The following is a 19986-nucleotide window of genomic DNA, read 5'->3' on the forward strand; positions in this document are numbered from 1 at the left end:
TGTGAAAAGTAAGGAATATTTGATAAAATTTTGTTAAGCAACTATATATATTGCCTACAAAGGGATTCACATCAAAAAGGGGGATTTTTTCATGACAGAAGTAGTAATTGTAAGTGCAGTCCGTACACCGATAGGGGCTTTTCAAGGGACATTGAAAGATATTTCGGCTCCAGTATTGGGGAGTATCGTAATAAAAGAAGCATTAAATCGTATACAGTTGGATCCAACGACTATTGATGAAGTAATTATGGGGAATGTACTTGCAGCAGGTTTAGGTCAAAATCCAGCAAGACAGGCAAGCATTGCAGCGGGTGTTCCTTATACAGTTCCTGCCATGACTATTAATAAAGTATGCGGTTCTGGGTTAAAGGCGGTTCATTTAGCAGCCCAGGCAATTATTGCTGGAGATGCAGAAGTTATTGTTGCAGGGGGCTTTGAAAATATGAGTCAAGCACCTTATATTATGCAAAATGCGCGGGAAGGTTTCCGTATGGGCGATCAAAAAATTATCGATACACTCATAAAAGATGGGTTATGGTGTGCTTTTAATGATTACCATATGGGTGTAACGGCGGAAAATCTATGCGATCAGTATGGTATTACTAGGGAAGAACAAGATGAATTTTCGGCTCGCTCACAAGCTCGTGCATCAGAGGCTATCGAGAAAAATAGATTTGTAGAAGAAATTGTTCCTGTCGAAATCCCTCAACGGAAAGGGGAACCAATCGTTTTTGCACAGGATGAATATGTAAAGCATGGCACGACTACGGAAAAATTGAATGGATTGCGCCCGGCCTTCAAAAAGGAAGGCTCTGTAACAGCCGGCAACGCTTCAGGTATTAACGACGGGGCAGCAGCAGTTGTTGTAATGTCGAAACAGCGCGCTTTCGAATTAGGGCTTAAACCAATGGCTACGATTGTTGCAAATGCGAGTGCAGGGGTAGACCCCGCCATTATGGGGGTAGGGCCTGTATCAGCTGTGAAAAAAGCATTAGCAAAGGCAAATGTAACATTAGATAAAATGGACCTGATTGAAGCGAATGAAGCATTTGCTGCCCAGGCAATTGCAGTTGATCGCGAATTAGCGTTCAATCATGATAAACTAAACGTAAACGGTGGGGCAATTGCACTTGGACATCCGATTGGTGCGAGCGGCGCACGTATTTTAGTAACATTGCTCCACGAAATGCAAAAGCAAGATGCAGAATTTGGTCTTGCTACATTATGTATCGGTGGCGGGCAAGGGGTAGCCACTATCGTACAGCGCTAAACGGTGGGGTTCAGAAACGCACTGAAAGGGATGAATGCAGACTACATGCAATGTTCAGTATAAAGCCGAATCAGGATGCAATTACCCAAATCGTAATGGATTATATATAGAAGGTGAAAATTATGGCAAAAAAGAAACAACAAAGAAGTACAAATGAAGAATTTAATGTCCCAAAAGAAAAACCGGCAACTTTAGCCGATCAGCTTGGTGGAGACGTGTTGGCCAAATTAAAGGCAGCAAAGCAGGATATGGTTGCCGATGAAAAAGCAAAAGAAGAAGAGCGTATAGCTAAAGCCGCTTTCGAACGGAAACAACGTGAGAAAAACATGAGCTTTGAAGAACTATTAAATCAATACGGGGATCAAGGTTCCAAATTTTAAGCAAAAAGCTAGTGCAACGTAAAGATTGCGCTAGCTTTTTTTAAATACTGCCTGTCCAATTTTTGTTAGTATTAGCAATGTGATTGCACCACAAGCATCGATTACTACATCTTCTATAAGCCCCCTGCGCCCAGGAATCATACTTTGACGATACTCATCCAGGGATGCAATTACAGTTACTGTGAAAAAAGCAAGTACAGTAGGGAATTTCCATTTCAGCCTACTATAGAAAATATAAAAGATGACCGCGAGTAATCCATAGCCCAAAAAATGGACACCTTTTCGGAACAGGAATTCCAAAAACTTATAGTAGCCTTCAGATTCAACCGATATTATTTTCCCCCAATAAGGAATTTGGAATTGACTTAAAAAGTCTTCAAAAGGTTTATCCTCTAAAACTTCTTTTAATAAGGGAATTATCGTTTGCTGTTCATACCTCATATTGGACATGACTGCAACAATGATAAGACCAATTATTACGAATGATATAGCTTTTTTCATCGATGCTCTGTATACCGTTCAGTTTTCGTCCAATTATGGATGTCAGTAATATTGTGCAATGTTTGAGCTTTTTCGTAGGCATCCAGATTTTGTTCCAACTGTGTGATTGTACGTGCACCAATTAATGTAGAGGCAATCGTATGATATTGCAGATTGAATGCAAGCGCAGCAGCATGGACATCGCTGTACTGTTGTTCAATTTTCTGTAAAATTTCCTCGGCAGTAGATTTCTCATAGCCCATATATGAACCCAATCGTTGGCGCCATTCATTAGTAAGTAGTCCTTTTGCAATGGAGCCACGTGTAACGACTGATGCGTCCGTCTTTTCAATTACCTCAAAAAACTCACTTGCTCGTTCATCAAAAATATTAAACTGCATCATATTGCTGACAGCGTTACTTTTTTGTAGAAAAGGAACGAATACATTCGGTCGAATAGAAGAGATACCGTATTCACGAATCAGTCCTTCTTTTTTTAAGCTTTCAAATGTGTCGATTACTTCTTCCAAATTGTCATCAGTTGTTCCGCCATGCAGCTGGTATAAATCCAAATAATCCGTTTGTAAACGACGCAAACTATCACGAATAGCCGCATTAATATAGTCTGGAGAAGCATCCCATTTCCAGCCGTCTTTTCCTTCCTCCCAACGATTACCTACTTTCGAAGCTAAATAAATATGTTGTCGATGCTTCTTCAATGCTATTCCGACATTTTTTTCATTTTCTCCACGATCATATAAATCTGCTGTATCAAAGTAATTGATGCCTGCATCTATAGCAGCGTATATTATTTCTTTTGCTTCTGATAGATTCAGAGGCAATGACATACAGCCTAAACTCAATTCCGAGATATGCAGATCGCTCGTACCTAATTGTCTTTTTTTCATAAATTATCCCTCCAACATTCGATATTTTAGAAAAGCTCTTACTAATGGTACAATGAATGGAAGTAAGAGAACAAGTGGAGGCGTAGTCATGAAAAAATTTGAAGAAAAAACGATCCATTCTGAATCTATTTTTAAAGGAAAAGTAATCTCACTGAAAGTTGATGATGTTAAGCTCCCGAATGGAGAAACGGGAAAGCGCGAAATTATTAATCATCCCGGTGCTGTTGCTGTAATAGCTATTACAGAAAACAATAAAATTCTGTTTGTTGAGCAATACCGCAAAGCTCTGGAGCGTTCAATTGTAGAAATTCCCGCAGGCAAGATGGAAAAAGGTGAGGAGCCAATTGTGACAGCGCGCAGGGAATTGGAGGAAGAAACAGGTTATACGTCAGAGGATTTGAAATTTGTTCAAGCCTTTGCAACTTCACCTGGGTTTGCAGATGAAGTTATCCATATCTATGTTGCGGAAAAGTTAAAAAAATTGGACATTCCCGTGGACTTAGATGAAGATGAGTTTGTAGACCTAATGGAACTATCATTGGAAGAAGCTGAAGCTATGGTTGCTGATGGAAGAATATTCGATGCGAAAACTGCTTTTGCAGTTTTATGGGTGAAAATGAAAATGAATTTAAAACAGTAAATGTTTACGCATAAGGACAATTTATGTGCATAAGTTGTATGGACAAGGAGGCGTCCAAATGCGTAAATATTTATATATTCAATATACATCTATGATAGTCATATGTTTTATTTGTGGTGTAGCATGTTATCAATTGTTTCAAATTGAGCAAGTACAGCAAATTATTAAATATAGTGATCGAAGACTACTTAATCTGGAAAAACCGGAACTGCTTTGGAGTGTTGTTCCTTTCCTAGTTTCTTTAATTATAGTATTATTCTTTTCGACACATAAATATTTACCACGACTAGCCCTAGTTTTTATTTCTATAAAAGTCACTTTCCTAGGGTTTAGTTCGGTTTATTTACTTGTGCAGCATCAATCTATAAAATTGTATGCATTTTGGTGGTTTCCGTTCCAATTGATCTATTGTGTACTATTGATCGCTCTCTATCAAATTACGAATAACAATAGTGGTAGACGAGCTTTGAAAAATGTAATGCCTTGGAAAAAAGTAATATTTCTGTTAATAATGATGGTAGTTTTTTTCGGACTTGAAAATATAGCAATTACTTATTTATTTAAATAATCATTGTCTTGTAATGAGTTTTACTCATTTGGTATAATGAAAAGAGTTTAGGAGGGCGTCACATATGGAGAGCCGTATTGATAGAATTAAAAAGCAACTGCATAGTGCGAGCTATAAGCTGACGCCACAGCGAGAAGCAACAGTAGCGGTATTACTTGAGCATGAGGAAGATCATTTAAGTGCCGAGGATGTTTACTTATTAGTAAAAGATAAAGCACCTGAGATTGGACTGGCTACTGTATATCGTACACTTGAGCTTTTGACCGAGCTGAAAATTGTCGATAAAATTAATTTTGGTGACGGGGTGTCTCGTTATGATTTACGTCAAGAGGGCGCAAAGCATTTCCACCATCATTTAGTTTGTATCGAGTGTGGCGCAGTAGATGAAATTCAAGAAGATTTATTGGAAGATGTAGAAGAAATTGTGGAGAAACGTTGGAACTTTATAATTAAAGATCACCGCCTGACATTCCATGGCATCTGCTGGCGTTGTCATGATCATGATAACTCTGGAGACAGCAATGCATAATCTATAATCAAAAAAGAAGAACAGCGCAAGTGGCTGTTCTTTTTTTGTTTTCTTATAGAACATAAAAGAGACGATTAGGATTTCCTAATCGTCTCAAGTATTACTATTTAAATTAAGTACGTGGATGATGTGCAATAATAAGGATTTTTCCTGCTTCTAAATCATCTTTAGCAGTAGCATGCTCATGTTCACCTATTCCTAAGTTAGACAGTTGATGATGAAGATCATCAGGCGTCATTTGGAAAAAGTTTTTAATCGCTGCCAAAACCCCTTTATCATTTTTGGTTGTTTCCGCCGTTGCTCCGGCATCTACATTGAAAAATTCTGCGATATCTTCTGCACGCTTATTGCTATTCGCAAAAATATGAATGTGATCACGATCATAGCCTTCTGCAACGAAAGATTCAATTACTGATTTAGCCTGTACACCATTTTCCACTGATTTTAAAATTGCCATTTACATACACTCTCCTTAACTTAAGAATAGTTATATGATTCCCTAACATTAGTTAATTAAAACTTTGGGAAAATACTAGTTCTTTTGGAGGGTTGTGAAGAAATATAGGTTACAGCACTGTTTCAATTAAATCATCTAGCATTTTTATCTCTAAAAATTGAATTTGATGTCCATCGATTTCCTGGATTTTAAATAGATAATTTTCATAAATGAATGAATCCTCAATATTTAAATCTGGCATATTTGTAAAGTACCAGCCACCGATTGTATCGACGTTAGGACTTTCAATATTCAAGAACAGCAACTTTGAAACGTCATCAAGTAATACTTTAGAATAGACTAAATAATGATTTTCGCCAATTTTACGAATATCCGGAATTTCATCGTCATCAAATTCATCGCGAATTTCTCCGACTAACTCTTCCAGAATATCTTCTACAGTAATCATTCCGCTCGTTCCACCGTATTCATCCAATAATATCGCAATATGGATTCTTTTCTTTTGCATAATTTGCAATAAACTTTGAATAGGAGTGGTCTCGATCATATGGATTACGGGATTGATGAAGTCCTCAAGCTTAAATGTAGCGGGATTAATTCGGTTATTCATCCCGAGTGTTAAAAAGTCTTTAATATTTAAAAAACCTAATATATTATCACGGTCGCCCTCATAGACTGGATAACGCGTATAGCGCTCTTCAGATACTTGAGTTAACACTTCTTCAAACGTAGCGGATATATCAAATCCAATAATATCCGTTCGCGGTACCATAATTTCACGTGCAATCTTATCGTCGAATTCAAATACATTGTTTACATATTTCAATTCATTCACGTTAATCTCGCCTGATTTATAACTTTCCGATAAAAGTAATCGTAATTCTTCTTCCGTATGTGATAATTCATGTTCACTCGCTGGTTGCATACCGAACACTTTCAATAATAAACGTGCAGAACCATTTAATAGCCAGATTAAAGGGAACATTAGTTTATAGAAAAATTGAATAGGTTTCGCAAATGCCATAGTTACGGCCTCCGCTTTTTGGATAGCAATTGTTTTAGGTGCCAATTCACCAACTACAACGTGGAAAAACGTTGCCAAAAAGAAAGCTCCGCCTAATGTAAACCAGTGAATATAATCTGTACCAATTCCGATGGATTCGAATAGCGGGTGTAATATAAACTCAAAAGTAGATTCACCAACCATACCAATTCCTAATGCTGTTACGGTAATCCCCAGCTGGCAGGCAGATAAATATTCATCTAAATGTGTTGTTACATTTTTAGCTGAGAGTGAACCAGATTTCCCTTCAGCAACGAGCTGATCAATACGTGATTGACGTACTTTTACGATAGCGAATTCAGTTGCTACGAAAAAGGCGGTTAAAGCGATTAAAACCGAGAAAATTATTAAGTTAATGATTGTGGTCAAACGAGCGTTCTACTCACGAAGTAGAACGTTCACCTCCTAGTTATTTAAAATTAATAAAAGTGACTGCATGAGTGCTACACTTTCAGGCGAAACTTTTTTACGAAGCTTTTGTCGCTCCTTCTCATCTAAATGTTCCATTAATACTGTTACATCATGTTCGAGCTTGCGCATTTGTAAACGAATGTCTTGAATATCGATTTCTTCAGGCTCATTTTCTGTAGGAGCAATTAAACGATGGATTTCATCTAAACATTTACCTTGCTTTTTTTGCTCCTCAATCCAGTGGATGCGATTAATCATTTCTTTATCATAATAGCGATAATTGGATGCCGATCTCTCAACTTTTAAAAGGCCTAAATTTGTATAATAATCAATTGTCCGTTTTGTTACCCCAGTAGCAGTGGCAAGCTCTCCAATTTTTAGTTTTTCGATCCCAAGTTATCACCTCAATCATAACGTTTTACTTTCAAGAATAACGCAGAAAGTACATTTTGTAAACATAATCCATATATAAACAGAAAAACAAATATTAGTAAAAATGTATGGAGGCGCAATTATATCGACTGTCTAAGTAAAATGGTAAAATGAGTTTATATAATGCTAGAGGGGCGATTTTTTATGCAAGCTTTGAAAGATTCAATAGACGATTATCTTCATTTTATTAAGGTTGAACGGCAGCTTTCTGATAATACTTTACAATCGTATAAACGAGATTTAATCGCTTATGCTCGTCATATCCATTATGAACAGCATATTAATGCATTTCATGAAGCTGTTCGTGAACATATTTTGCTTTATTTGGAGAGTTTACGGACAGCAGGTAAGTCTTCGAAAACGATTTCGAGACAAATTTCTTCGATTCGATCCTTTCATCAATTTTTACTTAGAGAAAAGGTAACCGATCAAGATCCTACTGTACATTTGGAAATGCCGAAAAAAGAGCAATCATTACCAAAGGTGTTATCAGTAGAAGAAATTGAGGATCTCATAGCTGCACCTTCCATAGAAAAACCACAGGGTGTTCGGGATATAGCGATTTTAGAGATTATGTACGGCTCCGGAATGCGTATAAGTGAGCTTATTGAATTAAATTTGGAAGATATTCACATTACGATGGGCTTTGTTCGCGTATTTGGTAAAGGTGGAAAGGAACGGATTATTCCGCTTGGTCGAGGAGCACTGAAAGCATGCAGCACATATTTAGAAGAAGCAAGACCAAAGCTATTAGGAAATGCTCCTAAAAATGATGCGTTTTTCATCACGCAAAGAGGGAAACGATTTACTCGACAAGGCTGTTGGAAAATTATAAAAGAACATGCGGAAACGGCAAATATTTCAAAAGAAATAACACCACATGTATTGAGGCACTCATTTGCTACTCATTTAATCGAAAATGGAGCAGATTTACGAGCTGTCCAGGAGCTGCTAGGTCATGCAGACATTTCTACAACACAAATCTATACACATGTAAGCAAAACTCGTTTGTCCGAAGTATATAAACAATTCCATCCACGTGCCTAAAAATAAATTCTATCGAAATCGGATGTCTGACCTTTATTTGTTTAGGCCTTTTATGTAAAATAGAGAGGAAGAATAGGAGTGAAAGCATTATGCAACCGTTTAAAAAGATACATGTAATCGTAATGGACTCTGTAGGTATTGGTGAAGCACCGGACGCACATAATTTTGGCGATGCCGGCTCAAACACATTAGGTCATATAGCAGAAAAAATGAATGGCTTAAACATGCCGAATATGGAAAAGATGGGCTTAGCCAATATACGTGAACTTAAAGGTATTAATAAAGTCGAAACACCTACAGCTTATTTTGGCATGATGCAAGAAGCGTCTGTAGGAAAAGATACGATGACAGGGCACTGGGAAATAATGGGTCTAAATATTGATACCCCATTCAAAGTTTATCCGGAAGGCTTTCCACAAGAACTGATTACTCAATTAGAAACGGCAATAGGGCGCAAAGTGCTTTGCAACATGCCGTATAGTGGAACCGCTGTCATTGATGATTACGGTAAGGAACATATGGAAACAGGCGCAATAATCGTCTATACATCTGCTGACCCTGTTTTACAGATTGCAGCACATGAAGACGTTATTCCTTTGGACGAATTATATAGAATTTGTGAAATTGCACGAGAATTAACTTTAAATCCGGAATTTTTAGTTGGTCGTGTTATTGCACGTCCCTTCGTCGGAGTGCCGGGCAACTTTAAGCGTACGGCCAATCGTCATGACTATGCATTAACACCATTTGGGCGTACAACAATGGCAGAAATGAAAGACTCGAATCTAGAAGTAATTGCAATTGGTAAAATTTCGGATATATTTAATGGTGATGGGGTTACCGAATCAATTCGTACAAAAGACAACAGTGATGGTATGGATAAAATGGCTGAAGTTGTTCGTCGTGACTTCCATGGGATAAGTTTCCTGAACCTTGTTGATTTTGATGCGAACTTCGGACACCGTCGTGATCCATTAGGTTACGGTGAAGCATTAGAGGAATTCGATCGTCGATTACCGGAAGTGTTGGATGCGTTATCAGACGATGATTTACTAATCATTACGGCTGATCACGGAAACGATCCAACATTCCCAGGTACAGACCATACACGTGAATTTGTGCCATTAATTGTTTATTCTCCTCGCTTTAATGGTGGAACACAGCTGCCATTACGTGAAACATTTGCAGATATTGCAGCAACAATTGCTGATAATTTTAAGGTTGCAGCACCACAGTTCGGAAAAAGCTTTTTAGAAGAGCTTAAATAAGGGGGACAATCATCATGAGAATGGTAGATATTATTGAAAAAAAGCGAAATGGCGAAGAATTGACGACAGAGGAAATCCGCTTTTTCGTTGAAGGTTATACAGATGGTACGATTCCTGATTATCAGGCAAGTGCTTTATGTATGGCGATTTACTTTAAAGATATGACGGATCGTGAACGAGCGGACCTTACGATGGCAATGGTGGAATCTGGTGACCAAATTAACCTTTCTTCTATTGAAGGTGTTAAAGTAGACAAGCATTCAACAGGCGGTGTAGGAGATACGACAACTTTACCACTTGCAGCAATGGTAGCGGCTGTCGGTGTACCTGTTGCCAAAATGAGCGGTCGTGGCTTAGGTCATACAGGTGGAACAATTGATAAATTGGAAGCAATTGAAGGCTTCCATGTAGAATTATCAAGTGAAGAATTCTCCAACCAAGTAAATGAAATCGGCATGGCTGTTATCGGTCAATCAGGTAACCTAACGCCGGCAGACAAAAAGCTATATGCACTTCGTGATGTAACAGGAACGGTTTCAAGCATTCCATTAATCGCAGGTTCCATAATGTCCAAAAAAATCGCAGCTGGTGCTGATGCAATCGTTCTTGATGTAAAAACAGGTGACGGTGCGTTTATGAAAACAGTCGAAGATTCGGTTAAACTGGCAGAAGCTATGGTGAAAATCGGAAACAGTGTCGGTCGTAAAACGATGGCAATTATTTCGGATATGAGCCAACCTTTAGGTTATGCAATTGGTAATGCATTGGAAGTACAGGAAGCGATTGATACATTAAAAGGTCAAGGCCCAGCAGATTTAAATGAACTATGCTACACATTAGGTTCCCAAATGGTTGTTTTAGGCGGAAAAGCCGAAACAATCGAGGAAGCACGAAAAATGCTGGAGGAAGTTGTAGCAAATGGCGCGGCATTGGAAGTATTGAAAAAGTTTATCGCTGCTCAAGGTGGCGATGCTTCAGTAGTGGATGATCCATCACGCTTACCTCAAGCAAAATATCAAATTGACGTTCCAGCGAAACAAGCGGGCTATATTTCAAAAATTGAAGCTGATGATATTGGTACAGCAGCTATGTTACTTGGTGCGGGGCGTGCTACTAAGGAGTCTGAAATCGATTTAGCCGTTGGACTTGTCCTGCATAAAAAAGTAGGCGATCAAGTTGCACAAGGTGAATCTTTAATGACAATTCATGCTAATAGCGAAAATATAGAACATGTAATGGAAAAAATCTATGCACATGTATTCATTTCCGCTGAAAAAGTAGAAGCACCGAAGTTAATTGAAGCGATTATAACTCAATAATATAGGTAAAGCTTTTTATTGTCCGAAAGGGTAGTAAAAGGCTTTTTTTATGCTTTTGAAAATACATAAATATGGTAAAATATGAATTAAATTACTGTACTATGTACGATAATAACTATATAAATGAATAAATAGTGAAGAAGGGATTGTATGCAAGTTAAATGGTCAGGTAGATTTGAAGGCTATTCATTCGCCCATTTTAAAAAGGATTTACTGTCAGGGATAATCGTAGGGATTATCGCTGTACCTTTGGCTATGTCCTTTGCGATAGCATCTGGTGTTAACCCAGAATATGGGATTTACACGGCGATTATTGCGGGGATTTTGATATCGATATTTGGTGGCTCAAAATTTCAAATTGGCGGTCCGACTGGTGCATTCGTTCCGATTTTACTTGGAATCGTATTAGTCTACGGGTATGAAAACCTGCTCATTGCAGGATTGATGGCAGGTATTATGCTGGTATTAATGGGAGTTTTCAAACTAGGGACACTCATCAAATATATTCCCAGACCTGTTACTGTTGGATTTACGGCAGGTATTGCCATCATCATTTTTGCAGGACAAATCGGGAATTTTTTAGGTTTGTCGAATATGGAGCAGCATGAAAAATTCCATATGAATATTATAGAGATTGCCTCCAATATAGGAACAATAAACTTCTATAGCGTTCTCATAGCGATCATCAGTTTAACCATGATTATTATTACTCCGAAATTTTTACCTAAAATTCCGGGGGCACTCGTTGGAATTTTAGTTTCCTCTCTTGTTGCAGTGCTTTTTTTACAAGGTCAAGTGACAACAATCGGCTCGACCTATGGAGCAATCCCAAATACATTACCGCAATTTCAAATTCCGGAAATAACAATTGAACGGATTTACATGTTAATAGGTCCAGCCTTTGTTATAGCAATGCTTGGGGGGATTGAGTCCTTACTGTCTGCAGTTGTTGCAGATGGTATGACAAACAGCAAGCATCATAGTAATAGGGAGCTTATTGGGCAAGGGATAGCTAATATTGTTACACCATTCTTTGGAGGAATACCGGCTACAGGGGCAATTGCACGAACAGCTACTAATATTAAAACAGGGGCAACTTCGCCAATGTCAGGTATTATCCACGGGATATTTGTTCTTTTGACACTACTAATCCTGGCGCCGTTTGCTGTACATATTCCACTAGCAAGCTTAGCGCCGGTACTAATGATTGTGGCATGGAATATGAGTGAACGTCATCATTTTTCACATATTCTAAAATTGAAATCCGGGGATTCGCTTGTACTTGTAATTACATTTTTGTTAACGGTGTTTACAAGTTTAACTTTGGCAGTTGAGGTTGGTCTTGTTTTAGCAGTGGTGCTTTTTGCAAAAAGAATGAGTGAAATGCTCGTCGTATCGAAAGTATTACCTAACTTAGAGGAAGATGGTAGTAAACTGAAACCCCAGATGGTGTCGGATTTACATGATTGTCCGCAGATTAGTGTATATACAATAGAAGGTCCCCTCTTTTTCGGTGCAGCACAAACTTTTGAACAATCGATATTAAATACTATTAACTACCGACCTGATGTATTTATTATGCGTTTAGGAAAGGTACCTTATATTGATTCGACAGGGGAAGAATATTTCCGCAGTATCGTAAAAAATTTCAAGTCGAATGGCGGTGAAGTCTTCGTTACGGGGGTTAAGCCTAGTTTAGAGGAAATGCTGAGACGTAGTGGATTATACGACTTAATTGAAGAACGGAATTTTTATCAGAATACAGGGGAAGCAATTACGGCAGCTTTTGATTATATTAACATAAAAAAATGTATTGGCTGCAAGCATTTAGCGTTTAAGGAATGCCAAGTTTTATCACAAGGGGAAGGAGATAAACTTTGATCGTCGAAGGCATAAATTGACAGGGGAGACTGATAGGACAAGTGCTACCCAGAAGTTTGTGCTATGAATATGCAATGAGAGACTAAGCAGAAAGTTTAACTTTCTACTTAGTCTCTTTTTTCGTACTATGAATGATTAAAAATTAATTGTAATACCTATACTAAAATCAGTTGTCGCACGAGCACTACTTTTAACGAATTAACACTAGTTTTGTCAGCTGTAAAGGAAATTATCCGACCTTGCCGAATTTGCATGCAAGAAGGAGGCGATGTAGTTGAATTTTAATTTAACAATGTATCCAAATGATATATTGATTGTCCAACTTTTCGGTGAACTGGATCATCATGAAACAGAAAAAGTGCGAACACATATATCAAAAGCAATTTTACAAGGAAATGTAAAGCTACTCGTTTGGAATTTAGAGCATTTAAATTTTATGGACAGTTCTGGTATTGGGTTAGTGCTTGGCAGAATGCGAGAACTCCGAGCTGTCGATGGGGAAACGATACTCTTAAATCCATCAAAAACAATGCAAAAAATATTTCAATATTCAGGGTTAGGAAATTGCGTACAATTTGCATCTGAACAGCAAGTTATTTTACACAGCGAGGGGGATTGTCAATGGATAACGAAATGACGCTAACTTTTCTAGCGCGTAGTGAAAATGAAGGGTTAGCGCGTATTGCAGTTACAAGCTTTATGGCGCAACTTGATCCGACAATTGAGGAACTATCAGAATGTAAAACCATCGTATCTGAAGCCGTATCAAATGCCATTATTCATGGATATGCAAACAATCCAAATGGGATTGTTACTGTTTATGCGGTAAGGTATGGCGCGGAAATTAGCGTAACAATTAAGGACGAGGGATGCGGCATCGAAAATATCGAAGAAGCACGCGAACCATTATTTACAACAAAACCGGAGCTTGAAAGGTCTGGAATGGGCTTTACGATTATGGAAAGCTTCTCGGATTTTTTACAAGTGGAATCCGTAATTGGACAAGGAACAATCGTTACATTTACAAAGCAAATTATGCCAATACAGACACTCGTGACATAACGAAATAAGGGGATGGGGAACATCGAACAGTCATCTGAAACGTTATTAACACAAGCGTATATGCGCGAGTTAATCGCAAAGTCACAAGAGGGAGATCAACTTGCGAGAAAAACGATGATTGAAGGAAATACTAGACTTGTTTGGTCTATCGTTCAACGCTTTGCATCAAGAGGGGTTGAGCTGGAAGATTTATTTCAAATAGGCTGTATTGGCTTAATGAAATCGATTGATAAATTCGACTTGTCCTATGAAGTAAAGTTTTCTACGTATGCAGTACCGATGATTATTGGAGAGATTCAACGCTTTTTAAGAGATGACGGAATGGTAAAAGTAAGTCGATCCATTCGGGAATTGAATTTTAAAATTCGGCATGCAACGGATGATTATTTAAAGACAAATGAAAAGCCGCCTTCTATCGCGGAGTTAGCGGAAATACTTCAAGTATCACAAGATGATATTTTATTAGCGACAGATGCAATGCGGGACCCGGCAAGTCTGCATGATCAGCTATTTGAAAATGATGGTGATTCCATTACATTGATGGATCAAATGCGAGATGATAAATCTGAGCTGGCATTTGACTATGTACCATTGAAAGATATGCTAAAACGCTTAGGGAAACGAGAGCAGTCGATTATTTACTTCCGTTATTATTTAGATTTAACGCAAACGGAAATCGCCGATCGTCTCGGGATTTCCCAAGTACAAGTTTCGAGATTGGAAAAGAAAATATTGGCCCAATTGAAAACCTGGATGGAACTATCAACTATGAGTAAGCCGGTGAAAAAATGACGAATCAGCTTTTTACATCTAAGGATATTGCAAGAGGTTATTTTGAGTCCCAGTTCGATACAGGAAAAACATTTGATCTTTGTGTTAAGGATATTACGATAAAGAATTTACCCACGCTTATCGTATACGTTAGTGGTCTGGTAAATGGAGAAAGCTTAGCTGAGATGCTTGCAAATACCCAGTGGGATCAAGAAGAGGAAATTGATGACGAACAAGATTACTTCCACTACCATTTCAATTATCATGGTAAAGAAGATGCAACATCAGTTGATGCTTTTATGCTCGGTGTTTTAAGCGGCAATGTAGGATTTGTTACAGAAAGCGGCTATTGCTATTTAGCGGAATTCCGCAATTATCCCGGTCGTAGCCCAGAAGAACCCGATAACGAAAAAGTTATTCGAGGATCCAGGGATGGTTTTTCTGAAAATATTATTACAAATACGGCATTAATCCGTCGTAGAATAAGAAGCGAGAAGCTAAGATTTGAAATGCATCATGTTTCAACTTACGGGCAAACAGATGTTGTTCTTTCCTATATGAGTGATTTGGTTAATGAGTCCCATTTAAAATGGCTTATTGAGCGGCTACAGCAAATTCAGCATGATGGTTTAACAATGAGCGATAAATCGTTGGAAGAATGGCTGTTTAAGCAGAAATTCCATCCATTGCCTTTCGTTCGTTATACTGAGCGTCCTGATATTGTCGCAGCCCATGTATTAGAAGGTCATATCGCGATTATGGTAGATACCTCGCCTTCAGTAATGTTGATTCCTGTAACAATGTTCCATTTGCTGCAGCATGCTGAAGAATATCGGCAGGCACCGTTAGTCGGGACGATGATGCGGTTCCTTCGTTTTGGAGCGGTCATTCTAAGCTTTCTTTTGCTTCCTTTCTGGTATTTACTAGTTACACATCCGGATTTACTCCCCGATAGCTTAGCCTTTATCGGGATAAATGAAAAAGGCCAAATTCCAATATTTCTGCAAATATTATTTGCGGATATCGGAATTGAATATTTGCGGATTGCAGCAATTCATACTCCGACACCGTTATCAACTGCAATGGGTTTAATCGCCGGTATCATCATCGGACAAATTGCAATTGATGTAGGGCTATTTTCAAGTGAAGTAGTATTATATACCGCAGTTACGGCCATCTTTACGTTTGCCATTCCAAACTACGAATTGAGTATTTCCGTTAAAGTATTCCGATTAGCGCTTTTAGCGGCAACCGCATTGTTTGGTGTAAGTGGATTCTTTATAGGTATCTTTATTATTTTCACATATTTATGTTCATTAAAGCCGATGAAAGTGCCATATTTGTGGCCTCTTGTTCCGTTTTTCCCAAAAGCATTTGCTCGGGTCATTATCCGAACACCAATGTCACAGGATGCACTTAGACCGTTTGTAGTAGGTGCAAAACAGCGAAAACGAGCTTGAACACACATTGCATCAGTAAGTCTCCTATGTTAAAGTTCTCATATGATATATTTGATTTTTGAGAATATTAGCTCGAACAGGCTATAGTTAGGGGAGAAAACTATGCATTTATACGGAACACAGCAAATTAATGAACAAGGCCATTTAACAATAGGTGGTATAGATACAATTGAGTTGGCCCAACAATATGGTACACCGCTATTCATTTATGATACAGCGCTTATTCGTAAACGTGCACGTGGCTTTATCCAGACGTTTGAAAATCTTGGTGTAAAAGCGCAGGTTGCATACGCATCAAAAGCATTTGCCTGTGTTGCGGCATATCAGTTAGCAGCTCAGGAAAACCTATCTTTGGATGTTGTATCCGGCGGCGAGCTTTTCACGGCAATTAAAGCAGGTTTCCCAGCAGATCGCATTCATTTCCATGGGAACAATAAATCAATTGCTGAACTTGAGCTAGCGTTTGAAACTGAGATTGGTTGTATTGTTGTGGATAACTTTTATGAAATCTCTTTACTTAAAGAGATGGCAAAACAAAGAAATCAAAAAATGAAAATTCTGTTGCGCGTGACACCAGGTGTTGAAGCACATACTCATGACTTTATTACTACAGGTCAAGCTGACTCTAAATTTGGCTTCGATTTAAATAATGGACAAGCTGATGAGGCATTTAAACAAGTAGTATATGATGAAAATATCGAACTATTGGGTTTACATTGCCACATCGGCTCTCAAATTTTTGAAACAGAAGGCTTCAGTTTGGCGGCGGGTAAAGTAATGCAAAAAATGGGTGCGTGGAAAACACAATATGCTTTCGAAGCACAAGTATTAAATTTAGGTGGCGGCTTTGGAATCCGATATACAGAAGAAGATAAGCCACTGGAACCTCATGAATATGTAGCAGATATGATTCAGACAGTGAAAGCCGAAAGTACAAAACTTAATCTGGCAATGCCTGAAATTTGGATTGAGCCAGGTCGTTCTTTAGTAGGGGATGCGGGTACTTCGCTTTATACAGTAGGATCACAAAAGACAGTACCGGGTGTACGTGAATATATTGCAGTCGATGGTGGTATGAGCGATAATATTCGCCCTGCACTATATGATGCAAAATATGAAGCGGTTATTGCCAACAGAGCTAATGAAACTAAAACAAGTACATATACTGTTGCCGGAAAATTATGTGAGTCAGGCGATAAGTTAATCATTGATGCAACTTTGCAAAAAGCAGAGACAGGCGATATTTTAGCAATGTTCTGTACAGGTGCATATGGCTATTCAATGGCTTCCAACTATAATCGAGTTCCAAGACCAGCAGTAGTATTCGTTGAAAATGGTGTGCATCAACTTGCGATTAAGCGAGAAAGCTATGAAAATCTTGTAGTAAATGATCTGCCGTTAACATTGGTAAAGGGTGAATAATCGTTGAAATTATCGAAGCAAGCGAAATGGGGTTTCGGCCTGTTAATGGGAATTATCATTTGGTCACTCCTTTTCATATATATTATTAGTCCATTTATTTACAAATTCTCAAACTAGTATAAGTGCCTTTTACATTAGACGTTGGAAAATTGTGTTATTGCATTTCCACTGGACTTTTGTTAGGATTTGCAATGGTAGAATTGAGGGAATGTTAAAATGTTAGTTAGATATAAAAAAGCACTTGAAAAGATTGCTATGGGATTGATTTCGTTAATGCCGCAGGAAAAAGACATTAAACGTTTAATGGAAACCATTCACCAATATGAGCAAAATGAAAATTGGACGCTTTTTTTATGGAAAAAAGGTGACGAATATGTGGGAGCAGTAGGAATCGCGGAAGAAAATGATGCCGCAGTAATTCAACATATTACTGTCATCCCATCCTATCGTGGAGAAGGTGTTGCCTTGACCATGCTAAGACAGCTCCAAGAGATGGGATTCAAAAATATTCAACCAAACGAAGACACAAGTGCATTTGTCCAAAAGTGTATAACTATACTAAAAGAAGTCGACTAGTTCAGTCGACTTCTTTTTTTAAATTGTCTTGCTTCAAGTATTTCTGTGCGGTCTCTAAGCATATGTTTATTGAAAATAAAGTGTGAATCCATTGGTGTGCATGTACTTATTTTTTGTTGAACCAAGGATTGTAGCTGCTCATTTTTAAGAGGAAGTGCAAATTTCAGAAACGGTTCATTTGCCTGCATTTTCTGTAATCTATCTTTCAAAATCAAAAGGAGTTGCTTGAAATCAATGTAATCAAAAAACTCGCTTTCTCTATTTTGCTCAAAGTTTAAGACTGCTTTACTCATCATACGTGTTGCACCATTAAAGTTAGCCCGTCTCCAATGGTACATACTTGTCGCAAGTTGTACATAGCCAACAAGCGGATGAAGCTTTTCTTTTGGGGCAATCTCTTTCCAATACTCTTCCAATACTTCGTGACATTCAAAGTAGTCCTCATTGCCATTGAAATATGCACAATAATCGATAAACAGTGGGTGAAACAAAGGATGCATTGTGATCTCCTTTCATCTATACTTAAATAGGTTCTGCTTGTTTTTGTAGAACGATGTCGAATAAAAATAACTAGTAAATGCAAATTTCAATTATAGCTTAATTTACATATTTATGATAAATTTCGATTCAACTTTTCCGGTAATTATTTTTCTTGAAAAGCGATTAAGGCACAATTGATTAGGATAGGTGGTATTTTATGTCTTACGAAGTGAAACTAGATGCCTTTAGTGGGCCACTAGATTTATTATTACATTTAATTCATCGCTTGGAAATTGATATCTATGATATTCCGATGTCGGAGTTAACAGAACAGTATATTGATCATATCCATGCGATGCAAACATTGGAACTAAACGAAGCAAGTGAATATTTAGTAATGGCGGCCACATTATTAGCTATTAAAAGCCGCATGCTTATCCCCATTAATGAAGGTGAAATCGATACAGCTGAACTAGAAGTGGATGAAGCCGATCCACGTGAAGAGCTTGTCGCCCGTTTAATCGAATATAAAAAATATAAGGAAGCAGCTGTACAGCTTCAGGAGCTTGAAACTGAACGCGGGCACGTCTTTACAAAAGCGCCAAGCGATTTATCTGAATTTATACCGGATGAACAGATGGTACTTTTTGATCAAAATGTAAATGTTTATGACATGCTTAGTGCGTTTCAGAAACTAATGCGCCGCAAACAATTGAGAAAACCATTGTCCACTCGAGTAGCTAGGCAGGAGATTTCTGTAAAAGACCAAATGCGCTCTGTTGTAAAAATATTAAAAAATTCAGGCGGAAGAGTAATGTTTACTCAATTGTTTGAAGCAGACGATAAACCAATGCTTGTCTTAACTTTTTTAACATTATTAGAATTGATGAAGCGCCAAATCGTTGTCGTTGAACAACAAAACAACTTCGACGATTTATCGGTATTACTGCAAAAGGAGGACATAGAGGATGAATTCGAACAAATTATTGAGTAGAATCGAGGCACTGTTATTTGTAGCTGGTGATGAAGGTATGACCGTAAAACAATTGACACAATATATAGAAGTGGAACCAATGGATATCGAGGCAGGATTAAGTGAACTCCAATCTCAGTATAATGATGACGAAAAGCGCGGAATAGCTTTAAAACAACTTGCTGGAACTTATCAATTAACAACAAAGCCAGAAGTAAACGACACATTGAAGAAGCTGATTGAAAATCCCACAAATCAAGTATTAACTGCAGCCTCATTGGAGGTATTGGCGATTATAGCCTATAAGCAGCCAATTACACGTGCAGAAGTGGAAAATATACGGGGTGTTAAGAGTGAACGACCGATAGCCAAGCTAGTTTCACGTGCACTTGTACAGGAAGTGGGACGCGCAGAAGGGACAGGGCGTGCAATATTATATGGAACGACAAAAGAGTTTTTAAATTATTTTGGGTTGAAAAGTATTAAAGAATTGCCGCCGTTACCGGAAGAAGTCGATCAGGAAGATGATCAGCCTACAGATTTATTTTTAACGAAGTTCCAGGAAACATTTAATCAAAATTAAAGGAGT

General features: G+C 38.1%; 23 protein-coding genes. 17 read left to right on the plus strand and 6 right to left on the minus strand.

Annotated features, from left to right (window positions below; all coding sequences use genetic code 11):
- The first annotated feature begins 91 nt into the window (after positions 1-91).
- Both SNE38_RS10520 and SNE38_RS10525 read left to right on the plus strand, forming a co-directional pair.
- Positions 92-1270 (plus strand): acetyl-CoA C-acetyltransferase, encoded by a 1179-nt coding sequence (locus tag SNE38_RS10520; protein ID WP_336046464.1) that lies wholly within the window; start codon positions 92-94, stop codon positions 1268-1270.
- Between the two features lie 122 nt (positions 1271-1392).
- Positions 1393-1650, plus strand: a complete 258-nt coding sequence (locus SNE38_RS10525; RefSeq protein ID WP_191702538.1) for a YqkE family protein — start codon at positions 1393-1395, stop codon at positions 1648-1650.
- Between the two features lie 30 nt (positions 1651-1680).
- On the opposite strand, the gene SNE38_RS10530 is transcribed toward SNE38_RS10525, so the two are convergent.
- Together SNE38_RS10530 and SNE38_RS10535 are read right to left on the minus strand one after the other, a co-directional pair.
- A complete protein-coding gene (locus tag SNE38_RS10530; protein WP_336046465.1) occupies positions 1681-2151 on the minus strand; it encodes a VanZ family protein in 471 nt (156 codons plus the stop codon).
- Positions 2148-3038: an aldo/keto reductase gene (locus tag SNE38_RS10535; protein WP_336046466.1), complete on the minus strand. Its 891-nt coding sequence runs from the start codon at positions 3036-3038 to the stop codon at positions 2148-2150. Before SNE38_RS10535 ends, SNE38_RS10530 begins: the two co-directional genes overlap by 4 nt.
- Before the next feature lie 88 nt (positions 3039-3126).
- Here SNE38_RS10535 and SNE38_RS10540 point away from each other — a divergent pair, with 88 nt between their 5' ends.
- The 3 genes from SNE38_RS10540 (at position 3127) to fur (ending at position 4775) form a co-directional block, all read left to right on the plus strand.
- Positions 3127-3678, plus strand: coding sequence for an NUDIX domain-containing protein (locus tag SNE38_RS10540; RefSeq protein ID WP_191702541.1), 552 nt, complete (start codon positions 3127-3129; stop codon positions 3676-3678).
- A 58-nt stretch (positions 3679-3736) separates the two neighbouring features.
- A complete protein-coding gene (locus SNE38_RS10545; RefSeq protein WP_191702542.1) occupies positions 3737-4246 on the plus strand; it encodes a hypothetical protein in 510 nt (169 codons plus the stop codon).
- 64 nt (positions 4247-4310) lie between these two features.
- Entirely contained in the window at positions 4311-4775 is a 465-nt protein-coding gene (gene fur / locus SNE38_RS10550; RefSeq protein ID WP_191698236.1) for a ferric iron uptake transcriptional regulator, read from the plus strand.
- A 112-nt stretch (positions 4776-4887) separates the two neighbouring features.
- Here fur and SNE38_RS10555 read toward each other — a convergent pair whose 3' ends face one another.
- From SNE38_RS10555 to SNE38_RS10565, 3 genes are all read right to left on the minus strand, one after another.
- The gene (locus tag SNE38_RS10555; RefSeq protein WP_191702543.1) at positions 4888-5232 is read right to left on the minus strand and encodes a general stress protein; all 345 of its coding nucleotides are present in this window, start codon (positions 5230-5232) and stop codon (positions 4888-4890) included.
- 109 nt (positions 5233-5341) lie between these two features.
- Positions 5342-6664: a hemolysin family protein gene (locus tag SNE38_RS10560; protein ID WP_191702544.1), complete on the minus strand. Its 1323-nt coding sequence runs from the start codon at positions 6662-6664 to the stop codon at positions 5342-5344.
- A gap of 36 nt (positions 6665-6700) precedes the next feature.
- Positions 6701-7096, minus strand: a complete 396-nt coding sequence (locus tag SNE38_RS10565; protein ID WP_318247663.1) for a MerR family transcriptional regulator — start codon at positions 7094-7096, stop codon at positions 6701-6703.
- 186 nt (positions 7097-7282) lie between these two features.
- Between SNE38_RS10565 and xerD the strand changes: the two genes are divergently transcribed.
- The 10 genes from xerD (at position 7283) to SNE38_RS10615 (ending at position 17944) form a co-directional block, all read left to right on the plus strand.
- A complete protein-coding gene (xerD, locus tag SNE38_RS10570) occupies positions 7283-8185 on the plus strand; it encodes a site-specific tyrosine recombinase XerD (RefSeq protein ID WP_191702545.1) in 903 nt (300 codons plus the stop codon).
- 89 nt (positions 8186-8274) lie between these two features.
- Positions 8275-9453: a phosphopentomutase gene (deoB, locus tag SNE38_RS10575; RefSeq protein WP_336046467.1), complete on the plus strand. Its 1179-nt coding sequence runs from the start codon at positions 8275-8277 to the stop codon at positions 9451-9453.
- Positions 9454-9467: 14 nt separating this feature from the next.
- Positions 9468-10772, plus strand: a complete 1305-nt coding sequence (locus tag SNE38_RS10580; protein ID WP_191702547.1) for a pyrimidine-nucleoside phosphorylase — start codon at positions 9468-9470, stop codon at positions 10770-10772.
- 150 nt (positions 10773-10922) lie between these two features.
- Positions 10923-12653, plus strand: a complete 1731-nt coding sequence (locus SNE38_RS10585; protein ID WP_191702548.1) for a SulP family inorganic anion transporter — start codon at positions 10923-10925, stop codon at positions 12651-12653.
- 274 nt (positions 12654-12927) lie between these two features.
- A complete protein-coding gene (locus SNE38_RS10590; protein ID WP_191698229.1) occupies positions 12928-13290 on the plus strand; it encodes an STAS domain-containing protein in 363 nt (120 codons plus the stop codon).
- The gene (gene spoIIAB, locus SNE38_RS10595; RefSeq protein ID WP_191702549.1) at positions 13275-13715 is read left to right on the plus strand and encodes an anti-sigma F factor; all 441 of its coding nucleotides are present in this window, start codon (positions 13275-13277) and stop codon (positions 13713-13715) included. Before SNE38_RS10590 ends, spoIIAB begins: the two co-directional genes overlap by 16 nt.
- 12 nt (positions 13716-13727) lie before the next feature.
- Positions 13728-14507: a SigF/SigG family RNA polymerase sporulation sigma factor gene (locus SNE38_RS10600; RefSeq protein ID WP_191702550.1), complete on the plus strand. Its 780-nt coding sequence runs from the start codon at positions 13728-13730 to the stop codon at positions 14505-14507.
- Positions 14504-15946: a spore germination protein gene (locus SNE38_RS10605; RefSeq protein WP_191702551.1), complete on the plus strand. Its 1443-nt coding sequence runs from the start codon at positions 14504-14506 to the stop codon at positions 15944-15946. The genes SNE38_RS10600 and SNE38_RS10605 overlap by 4 nt, the downstream gene beginning before the upstream one ends.
- Positions 15947-16048: 102 nt before the next feature.
- Positions 16049-17368, plus strand: a complete 1320-nt coding sequence (gene lysA, locus SNE38_RS10610) for a diaminopimelate decarboxylase (protein WP_191702552.1) — start codon at positions 16049-16051, stop codon at positions 17366-17368.
- A gap of 216 nt (positions 17369-17584) precedes the next feature.
- Positions 17585-17944 (plus strand): GNAT family N-acetyltransferase, encoded by a 360-nt coding sequence (locus SNE38_RS10615; protein WP_191702553.1) that lies wholly within the window; start codon positions 17585-17587, stop codon positions 17942-17944.
- Here the strand turns inward: SNE38_RS10615 and SNE38_RS10620 are convergent.
- Positions 17941-18444, minus strand: coding sequence for a DUF309 domain-containing protein (locus SNE38_RS10620; protein WP_191702554.1), 504 nt, complete (start codon positions 18442-18444; stop codon positions 17941-17943). The two genes, SNE38_RS10615 and SNE38_RS10620, sit on opposite strands and share 4 nt — an antisense overlap.
- A gap of 197 nt (positions 18445-18641) precedes the next feature.
- Between SNE38_RS10620 and SNE38_RS10625 the strand changes: the two genes are divergently transcribed.
- Positions 18642-19418: a segregation/condensation protein A gene (locus SNE38_RS10625; RefSeq protein WP_191702555.1), complete on the plus strand. Its 777-nt coding sequence runs from the start codon at positions 18642-18644 to the stop codon at positions 19416-19418.
- Positions 19393-19980: an SMC-Scp complex subunit ScpB gene (gene scpB, locus SNE38_RS10630; RefSeq protein WP_191702556.1), complete on the plus strand. Its 588-nt coding sequence runs from the start codon at positions 19393-19395 to the stop codon at positions 19978-19980. Before SNE38_RS10625 ends, scpB begins: the two co-directional genes overlap by 26 nt.
- Positions 19981-19986 lie beyond the last annotated feature (6 nt).

Origin of the sequence: Solibacillus ferritrahens, assembly GCF_037027585.1 — a bacterium.
Classification (GTDB): Bacteria; Bacillota; Bacilli; order Bacillales_A; family Planococcaceae; genus Solibacillus; species Solibacillus ferritrahens.

Coding starts and splice junctions, on each gene's coding strand:
- SNE38_RS10540 (WP_191702541.1), top strand. CDS start 3,127: ATGAAAAAATTTGAAGAAAAAACGATCCATTCTGAATCTATTTTTAAA.
- SNE38_RS10520 (WP_336046464.1), top strand. CDS start 92: ATGACAGAAGTAGTAATTGTAAGTGCAGTCCGTACACCGATAGGGGCT.
- SNE38_RS10555 (WP_191702543.1), bottom strand. CDS start 5,232: ATGGCAATTTTAAAATCAGTGGAAAATGGTGTACAGGCTAAATCAGTA.
- SNE38_RS10545 (WP_191702542.1), top strand. CDS start 3,737: ATGCGTAAATATTTATATATTCAATATACATCTATGATAGTCATATGT.
- lysA (WP_191702552.1), top strand. CDS start 16,049: ATGCATTTATACGGAACACAGCAAATTAATGAACAAGGCCATTTAACA.
- fur (WP_191698236.1), top strand. CDS start 4,311: ATGGAGAGCCGTATTGATAGAATTAAAAAGCAACTGCATAGTGCGAGC.
- scpB (WP_191702556.1), top strand. CDS start 19,393: ATGAATTCGAACAAATTATTGAGTAGAATCGAGGCACTGTTATTTGTA.
- SNE38_RS10620 (WP_191702554.1), bottom strand. CDS start 18,444: ATGCATCCTTTGTTTCACCCACTGTTTATCGATTATTGTGCATATTTC.
- SNE38_RS10535 (WP_336046466.1), bottom strand. CDS start 3,038: ATGAAAAAAAGACAATTAGGTACGAGCGATCTGCATATCTCGGAATTG.
- SNE38_RS10615 (WP_191702553.1), top strand. CDS start 17,585: ATGTTAGTTAGATATAAAAAAGCACTTGAAAAGATTGCTATGGGATTG.
- SNE38_RS10585 (WP_191702548.1), top strand. CDS start 10,923: ATGCAAGTTAAATGGTCAGGTAGATTTGAAGGCTATTCATTCGCCCAT.
- xerD (WP_191702545.1), top strand. CDS start 7,283: ATGCAAGCTTTGAAAGATTCAATAGACGATTATCTTCATTTTATTAAG.
- deoB (WP_336046467.1), top strand. CDS start 8,275: ATGCAACCGTTTAAAAAGATACATGTAATCGTAATGGACTCTGTAGGT.
- SNE38_RS10530 (WP_336046465.1), bottom strand. CDS start 2,151: ATGAAAAAAGCTATATCATTCGTAATAATTGGTCTTATCATTGTTGCA.
- SNE38_RS10580 (WP_191702547.1), top strand. CDS start 9,468: ATGAGAATGGTAGATATTATTGAAAAAAAGCGAAATGGCGAAGAATTG.
- SNE38_RS10525 (WP_191702538.1), top strand. CDS start 1,393: ATGGCAAAAAAGAAACAACAAAGAAGTACAAATGAAGAATTTAATGTC.
- SNE38_RS10625 (WP_191702555.1), top strand. CDS start 18,642: ATGTCTTACGAAGTGAAACTAGATGCCTTTAGTGGGCCACTAGATTTA.
- SNE38_RS10605 (WP_191702551.1), top strand. CDS start 14,504: ATGACGAATCAGCTTTTTACATCTAAGGATATTGCAAGAGGTTATTTT.
- SNE38_RS10600 (WP_191702550.1), top strand. CDS start 13,728: ATGGGGAACATCGAACAGTCATCTGAAACGTTATTAACACAAGCGTAT.
- spoIIAB (WP_191702549.1), top strand. CDS start 13,275: ATGGATAACGAAATGACGCTAACTTTTCTAGCGCGTAGTGAAAATGAA.